This window comes from Dactylosporangium sp. NPDC006015 (genome assembly GCF_040614215.1).
Taxonomy (GTDB): domain Bacteria; phylum Actinomycetota; class Actinomycetes; order Mycobacteriales; family Micromonosporaceae; genus Dactylosporangium; species Dactylosporangium maewongense.
Map to the genome: position 1 here is coordinate 35,011 of NZ_JBEXUD010000040.1, position 15,554 is coordinate 50,564.

Here is a 15,554-nt window from a genome sequence, read left to right on the forward strand (position 1 = left end):
AAAAAGATGTTTTGTCAATCGCCCACGCGCAGCCCGTCCGCCGCCGTGTGAGGCCTGTGTGAGGCCCGTGGCGAGCACGTCCGGCAGTCGCCGCGGCGGCGGATGCGGTACGCGGCCGCGGCGACGGCCAGGGCGGCGCCCCATACCGGCCACAGCAGGGCGGGGCCCATCATCGCCAGCTTGTCCGGGTCGGGGTCCAGGTACAGCACGCGGGCGAACATCAGGCCCGCCGACGTGACCGCCATCGCGACGACGACCGCGGGGACGACGGCGAGGGCGACCGGCACGCGGCATCCGCGCAGCAACGGGATCCAGCGCGGGAACCGTTCGCCCCACGGGCGGATGAGGCCGAAGGTCAGCACCGAGCCGATGAGGCCCATGCCGCCCAGCGCCGCGCCGCCCCACCAGATGCCCGGCATCTCCTCGGCCATGTCGCGCAGCTGGGCGGAGCTGAAGCCGAGGGGGATGCCGAGGGCCCAGGCGAACCGGGTCGCGGCGTACACGACCGGGACGCCGGCGGCGACCCACACCGCGGCCCTGCCCCAGCGCGCCGGATTCCGGCCGGGGGGCTGAAGGCCGGCACGGCCGCAGGTGGTGCAGGCGCCGCGGCGGGCGCGGCGGTGGGCGAGCGCGGCGAGGGCGAACAGGGCCCCGCCGGCCATCAGGATGCCCTGGTGCAGCACCGGCCACGGCAGCTGCGAGGCGACCGACACCCCGTCGGGCCAGCCGAACGGCTTGCCGGCGAGCAGGACCGGGACGTGGCCGAGCGCGACCAGCGGCCGGTAGTCCGGCACGACGACGCCCAGAGCCAAGGCCACGGTCCAGGCGGCGGCCTCCAGCGCGGCACCGGCGCGGGCGGGCACCGCGAGCCGGGCGCCGGCGGCGAGCAGGCCGGCGACGAGGGCGGCGCCGAGCGCGGCCGCCGCGACGACCGGCGCCGCCGTGGACCGGTGGACCCCGCCTAGGATGGACAGGCCCTTCGCGATGCCGGGGTCGGGGTCGGCGGCGCCGAACGGGAAGCCGGCGCCACCGGCGGTCCAGTGCAGCGCGAGCAGCCCGTACGCGAGCGCCCAGCCGGCGGCCAGGGCGGGCCAGTTGATGCGTGGTGTCATGCGTCCAACCCTCGGCGGGCGGGCGGCGGCGGGGCATCTGCCGAAGGACGGATTCCCGGGGCCGGGGCGGGGCCGGCTCTGCCGTTCGGCGGACCGCGGCGCCGCCGGCGGGTCTCTACGCTGATCGGGTGAGCGTTGCGATCGGGGCCCTCGCGGTCGTGCCCGCGGCGGCCGCGGGCGGCGCCGTCGTGGTCGCGGCCGTCGTCGCCGCGACCGGCCGGCCTGACCGGCGGGTGTGGCCCGCGCGCCTCGCCGTCGCCGCCGGGGCGGTGTCGCTGGCCGCGACCGGGCGCATGGCGGTCGCGCCGCCGGACTACGGCGACGCCGCCGGCTGGGCCGGGATCGGTGAGTGCGGGGCGCTGCTGGCGCTCGTGGTGGCCGCGACCCGGTGGGCGCCACGGCGCGCCGCGGCCGCCGGGGTCGGCGTCGCCGGGCTCGCGGTCGCCGTGTGCGTGCTGCGGTTCCTGCCGTCGGACTCGCTGCTGGACGCCGTCGGCGCCTGCGCGCTGTGGGCCGGCGGGCCGGCGGTCGCCGTGGTGATCGGTGGATACCCGCGGCTCGCGGAGGCCCGCCGCCGCGACTCCGTGGCCCGGGAGCGCCGGTCGCAGCGCCTCGCGCTCGCCCGCGACCTGCACGACTTCGTCGCCCACGACGTGAGCGGGATCGTCGCGCTCGCGCAGGCCGCGAGGTTCGTCGCCGGCACCGACCCGGCCCGGGCCCTGGACGCGCTGGCCCGGGTCGAGGCGGCCGGGCTGCGGGCGCTGGACACGATGGACCGCACCGTGGCGATGCTCGGTGACCTCGCCGGCCCGCCGGGCGCCGCGCCCGGTCTCGGGGACCTGCCGGACCTGCTGCGCCGCTTCGACGGGCCGGCCCGCGTGGAGTCGGACGTCGCCGCGCCCGAGGGCGTGCCGGCGGAGGTCGGGACCACCGCGTACCGGCTGGTGCGGGAGGCGCTGACGAACGTCCGCCGGCACGCCCCGGCCGCGACGGCGGTGCGGGTGGTCGTGGCCCGGACGCAGGACGCGCTGGCCGTCACGGTCACCAACGACGCCACACCCGGCGGCGCCCGCACGCCGGGCAACGGCACCGGACTGGCCGACCTGCGGCACCGGGCGCACCTGCTCGGCGGGACGCTGCAGGCCGGGCCGTCCGGCGACGGGTGGCGGGTCGCCGCGGTGCTGCCGCTGGGGCGGCCGTGACCACCCGCATCCTGATCGCCGACGACCAGGAGAACGTGCGGATCGGCTTCCGGCTGGTGCTGGACAGCCAGCCGGACATGACCGTCGTCGGGGAGGCCGCGACCGGCACCGCCGCGCTGGACCTGGCCCGGCACCTGCGCCCGGACGTCGTCCTCGCCGACATCCGGATGCCCGGGCTCGACGGGCTGGAGCTGACCCGGCGGCTGGCCGGCACCGGCCCGCGGGTCGTCGTCGTCACCACGTTCGACCACGACGACTACCTCACCACCGCGCTCCGCGACGGCGCCTGCGGGTTCCTGCTGAAGCGGTCCGGGCCGGCGCTGCTGATCGAGGCGGTCCGGGCGGCAATGGCCGGCGACACGCTGATCAGCCCGCAGCTGACCGTCCGGCTGCTGCGCCGCCTCCAGCCGCTGCCCTCGGCGGCGGCCGGCGTCTCAGGGCTGACCGGCCGGGAGCGGGACGTCGCCAGGGCGGTGGCGGCCGGCGGCACCAACGCGGAGATCGCCGAGTCGCTCAGCATCTCCGCCGGGACGGTGAAGACCCACGTCGCCAGCATCCAGGCCAAGCTCGGCGTGCGGAACCGGGTCGGCATCGCCGCCCGCATGTGGGCCGTGGGCGAGGCCGGCGGCCCGCCCGACCCGGCCGGCTGACACCGGCGGACGGCGGACGGTCGCAACCGGGGTGCAGCCGGGGAGCGGCCCGCGAGCCGCGCTCAGCCCCGGACCGTGCGCCCCGATGTCGTGGTGTCGGACGACGGCCAGGCATTCGAGGGGCGGCGGCAGTGCAGCGTTCGCAGCGACGGCGGTGGTACGCCGTGACCGGCCTCGCCGTGATCATGCTGGGCCTGACCGGGCTGAGCGTCACCGGGGTGGCGCAGACCCGCCGGTCGGCGGCGGCCGTCAGCAAGGTGTGCGCGCTCGCCGCCGCGTACGGCCGCATCCACGACGCCGTCATCACCGAGGAGCGCAGCGAGCGGCTGTACCGGGTCGAGCCAGGATCGGTCGTGCGGATGTCGCACACCACCGCGGGCGCGTCGCTGCAGGACGCGCTGCTCGACGTGGAACGGTTCGGCACCGACACCGACCGGCGCCTGGCGACTGAGCTCGGCGCGCTGCACGGGCAGTACCTGCAGGCGGTCACCGACGTCTTCGACGCCGTCGACGACGGTGACGTGGCCCGGATCGACACCGGCCGGGCGCAGTCGCTGTTCGAGCGGATCAACCGGATCGTGCAGACCGCGACCGTCGAACGGGACGCGCAGGCCGCCCGCGCGCTGCGGCACCTGGAGCGGGTCGAGACGCTCGCGTTCATCGCGACGGTCGCCGGGTTCGCGGTCGGGCTGGTGCTGATGACGGTGCTGCTGGTGGCCAGCGTGGGGTACCAGCGCCGGCTGATGCGGCACGCCGCCTCCAGCGAGTACCTGGCCTCGCACGACTCGCTGACCGGCCTGCCGAACCGGGCGCTGTTCGCCCGCCGCGCCGCCGACGCGCTGCAGGACGCGCAGGACCGCGGCGCCGGCACCTCCGTGCTGATGCTCGACCTGGACCGGTTCAAGGAGGTCAACGACACCCTGGGCCACCACTACGGCGACGAGCTGCTGCGGCAGGTCGCGGCCCGCACGAGCGCCACGGTGCGCTCCGGCGACCTGGTCGCGCGGCTGTCCGGGGACGAGTTCGCGATCCTGCTGCCGCAGGCCGCCGCGCACGACGCCGCCCGCCTGGCCACCCGCCTGCAGAGCGAGCTGCACCGCAGCTTCGTGCTCGACGACGTGACCGTCGACATCGAGGCCAGCATCGGCGTCGCGGCGGCCCCGGAGCACGCCACCACGGTCGAGGCCGCCCTGCGCTGCGCCGACATCGCCATGTACAGCGCGAAGGACACCAAGACCGGTGTCGCCGTCTACGACCCGGCGATGCAGGTCGAGGACGGCAGCCGCCTGCTGCTGCTCGGCGACCTGCGCCGCGCCCTGGACAGCACCGACCAGCTCACCCTGCACTACCAGCCGAAGATCCGGCTCAACGACGGGCAGGTGTCCGGTGCCGAGGCCCTCGTGCGCTGGCAGCACCCGACCCGCGGCGCGATCCCGCCGGCGGAGTTCATCCCCGTCGCCGAGACCACCGGACTGATCAGCCGGCTCACCCTGTACGTGCTGCGCGCCGCGCTCGGTCAGGTCCGCACCTGGCTGGACGACGGCCTGACCCTGCCGGTCGCGGTCAACGTGTCGCCGCGCTGCCTGCTCGACGCGGGCCTGGTCGGCCACGTCGTCGCGCTGCTGCGCGAGTTCGACGTGCCGGCGTCGCTGCTGCGGCTGGAGGTGACCGAGTCGGCCGTCATGGCGAACCCCGCGACCGCCACCGCCACCCTCACCGAGCTGCACGAGCTCGGCGTCCGGCTGTCGATCGACGACTACGGCACCGGCTACTCGTCGATGGCGTACCTGAAGCGCCTGCCCGTCGACGAGCTGAAGGTCGACCGCACGTTCGTCCTGCACATGGACGCCGACCACGACGACGCCGTCCTCGTCCGCGGCGCGATCGAGCTCGGCCACAACCTCGGCATGACCGTCGTCGCCGAGGGTGTCGAGGGCATCGCCCACGTCGCCGCCCTGCAGGCGCTCGGCTGCGACATCGCCCAGGGCTACCACTACGCCCGCCCGATGCCCGCGGCCGACCTCAGCCGGTGGATCAGCGACCAGCGCCCCGCCACCGTCCCGGTCGGCTGACGCCACCCGCCCCTGCCACCACACCGGAAACCGGCGGCCGCGACCCGACCGCATGCCGCATGATCACCTTATGGACCTGGACGCGCCGGTCGATCTCGCCGGCCTCACACCGGTCGAACGGACGCTGCTCCGCCTCGGCGTCATGGAATGGGAGCGCACGGACGGCGACAGGGAGACCTCCGCCCGGCTGCTGGGCTACGACGACCAGCGCCAGCTCGGAGCCGACGTCCAGCGCCTCGCCGGCCTCGTCGACGCGGCCCGCCCCATGACGCGCCGCGACTGCCGGCGCCTGCTGCTCGCGACCGAACTGGCGTTCGCCAGCGAGACGCTGGGCTGGGCCCGTGACTGGGAGGCGGACACCGGCTTCACCGACCGCGACACCAGCACCGTGCTGCGCGGCATCCAGGAGAGGCTGGCCGGCGTCGTCCACGGCTCCGCCGACCGCGTGGCGGCGGCCGAACCGTCGGCCCGACCGGCGTGGGAACCGATTCCCATGGATGCCGATGACATCTACTGGGAGCCGTTCCACCAGCGGTTCGCCTTCCGGCCCGGCATGCGATCGTGGCCCGCGATCAACGAGCCCGTGCCGTCGGTCACCTTCGACCTGGCGCCGATCTTCGCCGGCAGCCACCCGGAGTTCTCCGCGGCGGCGAGCGCCGTCGGGAGCCTCGCGCTGGTCGCGTTCGCGCGGGTGCTCGAGATCGGGACGGGCCTGGTGGTGCTCGACTGGCAGCATCAGACGTTCCGGTTCTGGCCGCATCTGTTCGCCTGCCAGCAGGACCAGCACTGGTCGACGCCGGTCGTCCCGAACGGTGACTACTCGATCTTCCTCACCGAGGACATGCGGACCGGCACGTTCGGACACCCCTGGGAGCAGACGCTCTGCGTCTTCGGCGACCGGCTGGTGCCCACCCTGGCGCCGATGCTGGAGAGCTGGCTTCCCGTCAAACGCAGCAGCCGGTAGCGACCAGCCCGGGCGGGACGGGCCGTCAGCTCACCGGCGCGGGCGCGGGCGCGGGGGTGTCGCTGAGGCGCCAGCTGTTCTTGCCGGCGGACTTGACCGCGTACATGGCCGTGTCGGCGCGGCGGAGCAGGTCGGCGGCGCCGCCCGGGGCGTCGCTGACAGCGGCGATGCCGATGCTCGCGCCGACCCGGACCGGGTTGCCGCCGATGACGGCGTGGACGGCGACGGCCTGCACCAGCCGGCTGGCGAGGCCTGCGGCGCGCCCGCCGGTCTGGCCGGTGAGCACGACGAACTCGTCGCCGCCGAGACGGCAGACGACCGCGTCGTCGCCGGCCTCGCGGGTCAGCCGGCCGGCGACGTCGCACAGCAGCTGGTCCCCGACCACGTGCCCGAAGGTGTCGTTCACCGCCTTGAACCCGTCCAGGTCGATGAGCAGCAGCGCGGTGTCGTCGCCGGTCGCGGTGAACCGCTCGATCGCCTCGTCCACGTGGCGGCTGAACGAGGCCCGGTTCGCCAGGCCGGTCAGCTCGTCGTGCCACGCCTGGTGCCGCAGTTGCTCGGTGAGCGCCCTGTTCTGCGTGAGCAGCCGGTTGTTCTCGTGCAGGGCCGCCAGCTGGCGGGTCGCGACCAGGACCAGCAGGACGCCGGTGCCGGCCAGGACTCCCCCGCGGCGCCAGTCCAGCCCGGGGCCGACGACGGCGACCAGCAGCCCGAACGCGGCGGCGGAGGCGCCGTACGGCAGGACGGTGAACGGCCGGTCGCGGCGGGCCAGGGGCGGCACGGTGCCGGCGACGCTCGCCTGGTGCTGCAGCACCGCCCCGGTCAGCGAGGACAGCTGCGCCAGCAGCAGCAGGACGGTCGGGGCGATCGGCGCTTCCTCCTGCCCGACGGGCAGCGTGGTGGCGACGCCCGACAGCGTGATGCAGGCGGCGTAGCAGGCCAGGGTCGGGCGGGTGAGCAGGCCGGCGCCGACGAGCGCGACGCGGAGCACGCCGAACCCGGCGACGAGCACCGTCACCGGCAGGGCCAGGGTCTCCGACAGCGACAGCCAGCCGAGGTCCGGGGCCCAGTGGCTGCTGACCGTGAAGTACCAGATGAATGCGGCGGTGCCGACGAGCACGATGCCGGCGTCGAGGCCGACGCGCAGCTTCTGCGACCGGCTGTGGGTGACGGTCGGGTAGCGGAACACGGCGTACATGGTGAACACGCCGGCGACTGGATAGACCAGTTGCGCGCCGTACATCGACACGGACCGCCCGCTGACCGAGGTCGTCAGCAGCGCGGCGAGGTCCACGGCCATGCCGATCGCGTACACCAGCAGCGCCCGCGCCAGGCTGACCCAGAACCGGGCGGCCGCGGGCGGCACCCCGGGGACGCGCGACGTGTGGTGCACCACGAACGTCAGCGCACCGAGCAGCCCGAGGTCGGCCAGGACCGTCACCGGCCGGGAGGCGTCCGGCGGCAGCAGCAGCCCGGCGAGCACCGCCAGCACCGCCAGCACCGCACCGGCCGGCAGCAACGCGCCGACCCCGCGAGACAGCCGCATCCTCAACCCTCCTCGCCCCCGCCAGCTGGTCGTCGGCAGACATCGGCACCGTCCGGGCCGACTTGAACAATCCCCGCACGCCCGGTCGGCCAGGGTACCGGCGGTGCGGCGCGCTTACCCGCCGCGTGGATGGGAACCAGTACCGGCGAGAGGTCCTGCGCAATCCCAGGAGGAGCAGATGCCAGCCGGTTCCAATGCCAAGCGCGAACGGCAGTACGAGCACATCAAGGAAAGCGTGAAACGGCGCGGCAGGTCAACGGACGTCGCCGAGGAGATCGCCGCGCGGACGGTCAACAAGGAGCGGGCCCGCGCGGGAGAGTCCCGGACGGCCGGCCGCTCCTCGATCAACGACGTGTCGTCCGGGCATCGCGGCGGGAAGCGCTCGCACTCGGGCGCTCAGGGACGTACGAAGGAGCAGCTGTACAACGAGGCCAGGCAGCGCAACATCAAGGGGCGCTCCGCCATGAGCAAGGCCGACCTGGAGAAGGCGCTGTCCCACTGAACGGCACCGGCCCGTGCTCATCGGCCGTCGAGGGTGATGACGACCTTGACGTCCTCGTCGGTGGCGGTGAACGCCTCCGAGGCCCGCTCCAGCGGCACCCGGCGGGTGATCAGCCGGCCGAGCCAGTCCCGGTCGGCCTCGGCCAGCGCGTCCGCGGCCGTGGCGTAGTGGCCGAGGTTGGCGTTCACCGAGCCGACGACCACGTCGTTGTCCAGGACGAGCTCCCGGTTGAGGTCGCCGGCGTCCACGGTGACGCGGCGACCGGCCGACGAGACGCCGGTGAGGCAGACGATCCCGTACGGTGCGGTGCCCGCCAGCGCGCCGAACACCACCGACCCGATGCCGGTCGCCTCGACGACCACGTCGGGGCGCACACCCGACATTACGGTGCCGATCGGCTCGTGGTGGTACACGGCGCCGAGGTCGCGGACCAGGCCCGGCTTCGGACCGGTGGTGACGCGGTCCAGCACGTGCACGTCGAGCCCCCGCCGCACGCCGAGCAGCGCGGCCAGCAGGCCGATCGGCCCGGCCCCGGTGACCAGCACGGTCTTCGGCTCGAACCAGGCGCGGGCACCGATCTTCTCGATCTCGTCCCACGCCTTCGCCACGACGCTCGCCGGCTCCAGCAGCATGCCCACGCCGGCCAGGCCCGGGTCGAGCTTCACCGCGTAGCCGGGCTCCACGGCCCAGGCCTGGCTGGCGTAGCCGTCGAGCTCCTTGATGCCGCGTTCGGTGTACCGGCCGTTGCGGCACATGTCGAACTGCCCGTGCGCGCACGCACCGCACGGCACCGGGTCCGGGCGGCGCACGACGCCGACCACCAGGTCGCCGGGCGCGAACCCGCTGCCGGACGGGGCGTGCCGAACTCGGCCCAGGGACTCGTGCCCGATCACCAGCCGCTGCCGGTCCGGCGGCGCCGAGCCGTAGTCGCCGTGGGCGATCTCCTTGTCGGTGCCGCACACCCCGACGGCCAGCCCCTCGACGAGCAGCTCGCCGTCGCCCGGCTCCGGGTCGGGGACGTCGGTCACGGCGAGGGACTGCCGTTGCCGCGGGATGACGGTCAGGGCACGCATCCGGCGCACACCTCCATGGTCGATCCGGCTGATGACGGTGGCGGGCACGCGCGGCCCGTGTGCCGCATACCCAGTGCGCGATGCATCCATGTACGGACGGCCGCGCCGCCGGTTGCTACCGGGGTGCGAGCGGGTGCAGCGCCCGCGGCGGCACCGGGTGTGCGCTGATCTCGCCTTCGGGGTCGGCGACGTACAGCCGGTCGGCGGCGACGGCCACCGCGAGCGGTACATCGGGCAGGGCGACGACGTGCCGGGCCGCGCCGGTGAGCAGGTCCCACACCGTGAGCGCGTGTCCCGTCGCGGCGGCCAGGACCGCACGGCCGTGCAGGACGCCGACCGCGGGCGCGCTCAGTTCCTGCACGGCCTCAGGCAGCGCCGGGCCGGCCGGGCGGCGCAGGGCCAGGTCGAGGACCCGGTACTCCCGCCAGTCGGTCTTCACCAGCAGCGCCGGCCGCCGGCCGAGGGCCCACGGGCCCCAGCGGTAGCCGCGCACAAACACGGGCGGCCCGACCGGCCGGCCGCCGATCGCGTCCCACAGCCAGCCGCGCCAGTCGGTCCGCGGCGAGTCGTCGTCGGGCTCCAGCCAGGTGTACGCCCCGCCGGCCACCGCGACGAGCTCGTCCACCCGCCAGCCGTCCGGCGCGCTCCACGGCGCCCGGAGCGCCTCGCCGGTGCGCAGGTCGTGGTAGTGGACGCGCCGCCAGTCGCTGCTGAGCACCGCCGGCCGCCCGGACACCACGGCCGCCGCCACGGTGTAGACGCCGTCGCCGTCCGGTTCGAACCGGCCGACCGGCTCCGGGCCGTCGACGGTGAGCCGGTGCACGATGCAGTCGTAGCCGCGGCCGCGGACGATCGAGTACGCCTCGCCGTCCGCCGCGAACGTCGACAGGTTCGTGTCGGGGCGGGAGAAGCACCAGTCGTAGGGCATCGGCCACCCGCCGAGCAGCCGGCCCGTGTCCGCCTCGTGCAGCGTGCAGGCCGTGGCCTGGTCGACCGTGCTGAACATGCCCGCGACGACGGCCACGCCGCCGACGGTGGCCGTCCGCAGGGCGCCGAAGTCCCACGTCCGCACCCGACGCATCGTACGGACTCCGGCGGGCGCTCACTCCTTCACGCCCATGTGCTCCATCGGCGGGACGCGCAGCAGGCGGCCGATCGGCAGCACGGTGGTGAGCAGGGCGAGCAGCGCCGTGCCGGCGATGACGGTGGCCCAGCCGAGGGGCGGCACGTAGGGCAGCGGTTCGCCGGTCACCGCGTGCACCACCATGGTCAGGGTGGCCAGGGCGATCGCCGAACCCATGAGGACCGCGACGCCGAGGAGGCCGGCCTGTTCGGCGTGGACCATCCGCTTCGCCTGGCCGCGGGTGACGCCGGCGAGGCGGAGCACGGCGAGCTCGCGGCGGCGGGCGAGGGCCGCGATGACCATCGTGTTGGCGGCCGCGAGGGCGGCGTAGCCGACCATGACGCCGACGAGCAGCCTGTTGAGCCAGGCGCTGACGGCGAGGTCGGCGGCGAGCTGCCGGGTCTGGCCGCTGGTGGCGACGAGCGTGCTGCCGGGGTGCCGGGCCGTGAGCGCCGACAGGTCCGCCGGGCCCGACGTGCTGATGAGGACCTCGTCGTCGACGTCGCGGGCGGTGTGGCCGGCGACCGTGTCGCGCGCCAGGGTGATGTCGCCGAAGCCGAGGCCGCGCTCATAGACGGCGACGAGGGTGAGCCGCACGGGTGTGCCGTCGCCGAGCCACAGCGGGACCGTGTCGCCGATCTCCCAGCCGTGGGTCGATGCTCTGATCGACGATGCGGCCACGGTACCGGCGGACAGCGCGGACAGGTCGCCCTGGCGCACCCGCAGGTCCATCGTGGCGGTCAGGTCCGGCCCGGAGACCGCCTGAGCACCGACCGTCTCCGCGCCGTCGAGGAACTTCACGATGACGGACGTGCGCCGTACCGACGTGGCGGCCCGGACGCCGGGAAGCTTCCGCGCGTCGTCGGCGGCGCCGACGGGCAGCCCGGCCGGGGAGACCAGGGCCTGCGAGGCGCGCAGGCCGTCGCGGCGCTGGGCGAGGGTCTGCCGTTCGAGGTTGTCCTGCAGGAACCACACGGATCCGCCGAGCCCGACGGACAGCACCAGCGCGGTGAGCACGGCGGCCGTGCCGCGCGCGTTCGCCTTCAGGTTGGCGGTCGCCAGGTATCCGCTGGTCCCCCACACCGCGCGCAGCACCGGCGCCAGCGCCTGGGCGGCGGCCCGGTTGATCCACGGCGCAAGGAGGCCGACCGCGGTCACGAACAGGTACAGCATGCCGACCGCGGCGGCGAGCGCCGCCTGCCCGCCGGCGCCGAGCGTGAACGCGCCTGAGGAGCCCGCGCCGGCCAGCGCGACAAGCCCGCAGACGAGGCGCGCCTTACCGCCGCGAGCCGGCTCGACCGCCAGCTCGCCGAGGGCCTCGACGGGGCGGATCGCGGTGACGCGGCGGGCGGCGATCAGCGCGGACAGCACCGCGACGAGCGTGGTGACGCCGGCGGCCGCGACGGTCGCGAGCAGGCCGTCGGCGATCGGGAACGTCGCGGGGACGAAGCCGCGGCCCACGAGCTGGCCGCGCACCCAGCGGGTCGCGAGCAGGCCTGCGGGGACGCCGATCGCGACGGCGGCGAGACCCACCGCGGCCGCCTCGGCCATGATCATCCGGCGGACCTGGCCGGGGGTCGCGGCGACGGCGCGCAGCAGTGCGAGGTCGCGTCGGCGGTGCCGCACCGACAGCCCGACGGTGGCGGCGACGACGAACCCGATCAGCAGCACGACGTACCCGCCGAACGCGCCGCCGGCCTGGATCAGCAGGTCCCGTGCGTCGAGGTCGGCGGAGCCCTCGGCCAGGCCGCGGTCCGCGCCGGTGTAGACCTTCGCGTCCGCTTCGGCCGCGAGCCCGCGTACCGCCGCCGCGAGGGCGGCCTTGTCGGTGCCGGGTTGCGCGACGATCCCGATGGCGGCGACCCGGCCGGGGTGCGGCGACAGGGTCGCGGCATGCGCGTCGGTGAAGAAGACCGCGGGTGCCGGCCCGTCGACGACGCCGCTGACCCGGTACGTCCGTGCGGCGCCGCCGACGACCAGGTTCATCTGCTGGCCGGGCGCCATCCCGAGCCGCCGGTCGACCGCGATCTGGTCCGCCGCGGCCGGCGGGACTCCGGCGACGAGCCGGAACGGTGTCAGTGCGGCACTGGCCCAGCCGTGCCCGGTGACATCGGGCAACCCGACCGGCACAGGGTCGTCGGCCGCGACCGTGGCGACCCCGGCGAGCCCGCGGATCCGCTCGACCAGGTCCGCCGGGACGGTACCGCCTTCGGGGAGCCGTACCGTCGACCGGACGACCTCACCGTCGAGGTCCTTGGCGCTGATGGTGATGTCGCGGTGCGCGACCACCACGTCGGCCGCGGCGTATTGGATCGGCTCCGGCCTGTACCGCAGCCCGGACTCGACCAGCGCGCCCATGGCCATGAGGATCATGACGCCCGCGGCGAGGGCGACGAGCGAGGCGACCGCCGAACCCGTCCGGTGCCGCAGCATCTTCAATGCGAGCGCGGTCATGCCGCCACCGCCCGGCGGCGGCCCAGCGACGCGAGCTGCTCGGCGATGCGCTCCACGCCCGGCTGCGGCAGGTCGCGCACGATCCGGCCGTCGGCGAGGACCAGGACCCGGTCGGCGTACGAGGCGGCCACCGGGTCGTGCGTCACCATCACGACCGTCTGCCGGTGCTCGTCGACGACGGCGCGCAGCAGGCTCAGCACGTCCGCCGCGGTCTCGGTGTCCAGCGCGCCGGTCGGCTCGTCGCAGAAGATCACCTCGGGGCGGGTGGCGAGGGCCCGGGCGATCGCGACCCGCTGCTGCTGCCCGCCGGACAGCGCGGACGGCCGGTGGTGCAGGCGTTCCCGCAGCCCGACCCGGTCGACCACGTGGTGCAGCCACGGCTGGTCGGGCCGCCCGCCCGACAGGCGCAGCGGCAGCACGATGTTCTCCTGCACCGTCAGCGCGTTGACGAGGTTGAACGCCTGGAACACGAAGCCGATCCGGTCGCGGCGCAGCTTCGTCAGTTTCGTCTCCGACAGGCCGGACAGCTCGGTGCCGCCGATCCACACCCGGCCGGACGTGGCCCGGTCCAGGCCGGCCGCGGTCTGCAGCAGCGTGCTCTTGCCGGAGCCGGACGGCCCCATCACCGCCGTGAACGTGCCGCGGTCGAACCGCACGTCCACGCCGGCGAGCGCGGTGACCGCCTGCGGTCCGGTGCCGTACGTGCGGGTCAGCTGCTCGACGCGGACCGCCGCGCCGGCGTCCTGTTCAACGTTCATGTCCATGCCGACGACGCTATGGCGGCACCCTGCCATGATCGATCCAGCGTGCTGGCGGACCGTGGTACAGCAGGCTGTACTTACTCCCGCGCTCACGCTGTGCTAACCCTGCGCTCACCCTAGGCGCCGGGTGTCCTCCAGGTGCCGCAGGACCGCCGTGACCCGCCGGTCGGCGCGGTCGTCGGGCGCGAGGCCGAGCTTGGCGAAGATGCTGCGGATGTGCTTGTGCACTGCCCCTTCGGTGACGAACAGCCGCTCCGCGATCGCCGTGTTGCCGAGGCCTTCGGCCATCAGGGCGAGCACGTCGCGCTCCCGCGGGCTGAGCAGGCTCAGCGTGCTGTCGGGGCGGGTGCGGGCGAAGAGCTGGCTGACCACCTCCGGGTCGATCGCGGTGCCCCCGCCGGCGACGCGGTGCAGCGCCTCGAGGAACTCCTCGACCCGGCCGACCCGCTCCTTGAGCAGGTAGCCGAGCCGGGCCGCTCCCCCGGCGAGCAGGTCGGTGGCGAACGCCTGCTCCACGTACGCCGACAGCACCAGCACCGCGAGGCCCGGCTGGCGGCGCCGCGCCTCGACGGCGGCCACGATGCCCTCGTCGGTGTGGGTCGGCGGCATGCGGACGTCGACGATCGCGACGTCGGGCCGGTGCTCGTCCACCGCGGCCAGGAACGTGTCCGGCGCGCCGGTGACGGCGAGCACGTCGAGCTGCTCGGCCCGCAGCAGCAGGGCCAGGCCTTCCCGCAGCAGGGCGTCGTCCTCGGCGATCACGATCCGCACGGCAGCTCCACATGTATCGTCGTCGGCCCACCGGGTGGGCTGGTCAGGGTGAACCGGCCGTCGTGGGCCTCGACCCGCCGACGGATGCCGCCGATCCCGGAGCCACGGCCCTCATCGGCGCCGCCGTGGCCGTCGTCGGTCACCGTCACGTGCAGCCGGTCGGTCCTTCTCGTCACGGTGACGGCCACGGTACCGGCGCCGCTGTGCCGGGCGACGTTGGTCAACGCCTCGGCGACCACGAAGTACGCCGTCGCCTCGACCGACGCCGCGCACCGCCCCGGCACGTCCACCTCGACGGTGCACGGCACGCCGCAGCCGGCGGCCAGGCCGTCGAGCGCGCCGGCGAGTCCGCGGTCGTCGAGCACCGGCGGCAGGATCCCGCGCACGACGGTCCGCAGCTCCGCGAGCGCCAGCTCGGCGGCGTCGTGGGCGCGGTCCAGTACCTCCGCCGCCAGTGCCGGATCGCGGGCGAGGGCCCGCCGGGCGGCGCCGAGCAGCACGGTGACCGCGACGAGCCGGTTCTGCGCCCCGTCGTGCAGCGACCGTTCGATGCGGCGCAGCTCGACGGCGTGCGCGTCGAGGGCGGCCGCGCGGGTGGCGGTGAGCTCGGCGATCCGCAGCGACATGTCCACGTCCCGCGGCGGCGGAAGCCACCGCCGCCCCGGCGCCGCCTGCCAGCGGGCGATCCGGGGGCCGAGCGCGACGGACACGGCGAGCCAGCCGGCACCCATGAGCGCGACGGCGAGCGCGTCGGGCAGCCCGTCGATGCGCCAGGTGACGTAGCCGGGGCCGCCCACGTCCGGCGGCAGCGCCCAGTAGTACAGCGGGAACAGCAGGTACTGCACGGCCGACAGCGGCAGCGCGAGCCCGATCATCCCCAGCGCGAACCCGCCCGTGCCGTGGACGGCGACGAACGCGGCATCCCGCCGGACCCACGGGTCGCGCACGGCGTCGCGCCAGCCGGCCGGCACCGGCGGCGGCGACGGCAGGACGGCGTCCCATCGCGACAGTCGCGCCCGCTCCCGGTCCGCCGCCCACCGGGCCGCCTTCAATGCCGACGGGACGGCCACCAGGCCGATGCCGGCCAGCGACGCGACCGCCGTGACGAACAGCGACAGGAACGCGCCGAGCGCGATGGTCGCCGTGCCGAGCCCGCCGACGACGCGTTCGAGCGCGTCGACGGACGTGCGCACCCGGTCCCGAATGTACTGCCGCACGGCAGAGACGATAGGCGACGAGCGGGACGGCCGGCCGCTCGCGGCCCGGAAAGTACAGCCTGCTGTACCTGCACCGGCGCGCTGGCTGGATCGCCGGCGGGCACCCG

Annotated in this window: 13 protein-coding genes; 5 read left to right on the forward strand and 8 right to left on the reverse strand. The window is 75.2% G+C overall.

The annotated features are described in order from the left end of the window. Positions 1-14: 14 nt before the first annotated feature. Positions 15-1,112: a hypothetical protein gene (locus ABZ321_RS44080; RefSeq protein WP_354901823.1), complete on the reverse strand. Its 1,098-nt coding sequence runs from the start codon at positions 1,110-1,112 to the stop codon at positions 15-17. A 128-nt stretch (positions 1,113-1,240) separates the two neighbouring features. Here ABZ321_RS44080 and ABZ321_RS44085 point away from each other — a divergent pair, with 128 nt between their 5' ends. From ABZ321_RS44085 to ABZ321_RS44100, 4 genes are all read left to right on the forward strand, one after another. After that, the gene (locus ABZ321_RS44085) at positions 1,241-2,314 is read left to right on the forward strand and encodes a histidine kinase (protein WP_354901825.1); all 1,074 of its coding nucleotides are present in this window, start codon (positions 1,241-1,243) and stop codon (positions 2,312-2,314) included. Next, entirely contained in the window at positions 2,311-2,964 is a 654-nt protein-coding gene (locus ABZ321_RS44090) for a response regulator transcription factor (protein WP_354901827.1), read from the forward strand. Before ABZ321_RS44085 ends, ABZ321_RS44090 begins: the two co-directional genes overlap by 4 nt. A gap of 164 nt (positions 2,965-3,128) precedes the next feature. After that, complete coding sequence (locus ABZ321_RS44095) at positions 3,129-5,036, forward strand: EAL domain-containing protein (RefSeq protein WP_354901828.1); 1,908 nt, start codon at positions 3,129-3,131, stop codon at positions 5,034-5,036. A 70-nt stretch (positions 5,037-5,106) separates the two neighbouring features. Continuing rightward, complete coding sequence (locus tag ABZ321_RS44100; protein WP_354901830.1) at positions 5,107-6,000, forward strand: DUF2716 domain-containing protein; 894 nt, start codon at positions 5,107-5,109, stop codon at positions 5,998-6,000. 25 nt (positions 6,001-6,025) lie between these two features. Here the strand turns inward: ABZ321_RS44100 and ABZ321_RS44105 are convergent, their stop codons facing one another. Then, positions 6,026-7,546, reverse strand: a complete 1,521-nt coding sequence (locus ABZ321_RS44105) for a GGDEF domain-containing protein (protein ID WP_354901832.1) — start codon at positions 7,544-7,546, stop codon at positions 6,026-6,028. A gap of 178 nt (positions 7,547-7,724) precedes the next feature. On the opposite strand from ABZ321_RS44105, the gene ABZ321_RS44110 reads away from it, so the two are divergent. Next, on the forward strand, positions 7,725-8,048 hold the full coding sequence (locus ABZ321_RS44110) for a plasmid stabilization protein (RefSeq protein ID WP_354901834.1): 324 nt from the start codon (positions 7,725-7,727) through the stop codon (positions 8,046-8,048). A gap of 17 nt (positions 8,049-8,065) precedes the next feature. Here ABZ321_RS44110 and ABZ321_RS44115 read toward each other — a convergent pair whose 3' ends face one another. The 6 genes from ABZ321_RS44115 to ABZ321_RS44140 all read right to left on the reverse strand — a co-directional run bounded on the left by ABZ321_RS44115 (position 8,066) and on the right by ABZ321_RS44140 (position 15,447). Next, a complete protein-coding gene (locus tag ABZ321_RS44115) occupies positions 8,066-9,121 on the reverse strand; it encodes a glucose 1-dehydrogenase (RefSeq protein ID WP_354901836.1) in 1,056 nt (351 codons plus the stop codon). 115 nt (positions 9,122-9,236) lie between these two features. Beyond that, complete coding sequence (locus ABZ321_RS44120) at positions 9,237-10,193, reverse strand: hypothetical protein (protein ID WP_354901837.1); 957 nt, start codon at positions 10,191-10,193, stop codon at positions 9,237-9,239. A gap of 30 nt (positions 10,194-10,223) precedes the next feature. Then, positions 10,224-12,698, reverse strand: coding sequence for an FtsX-like permease family protein (locus ABZ321_RS44125; protein WP_354901838.1), 2,475 nt, complete (start codon positions 12,696-12,698; stop codon positions 10,224-10,226). Continuing rightward, positions 12,695-13,462, reverse strand: coding sequence for an ABC transporter ATP-binding protein (locus ABZ321_RS44130; RefSeq protein ID WP_354901840.1), 768 nt, complete (start codon positions 13,460-13,462; stop codon positions 12,695-12,697). Before ABZ321_RS44130 ends, ABZ321_RS44125 begins: the two co-directional genes overlap by 4 nt. A gap of 108 nt (positions 13,463-13,570) precedes the next feature. Then, a complete protein-coding gene (locus ABZ321_RS44135; protein ID WP_354901842.1) occupies positions 13,571-14,230 on the reverse strand; it encodes a response regulator transcription factor in 660 nt (219 codons plus the stop codon). Next, positions 14,218-15,447, reverse strand: coding sequence for a sensor domain-containing protein (locus ABZ321_RS44140; RefSeq protein WP_354901844.1), 1,230 nt, complete (start codon positions 15,445-15,447; stop codon positions 14,218-14,220). Before ABZ321_RS44140 ends, ABZ321_RS44135 begins: the two co-directional genes overlap by 13 nt. Positions 15,448-15,554 lie beyond the last annotated feature (107 nt).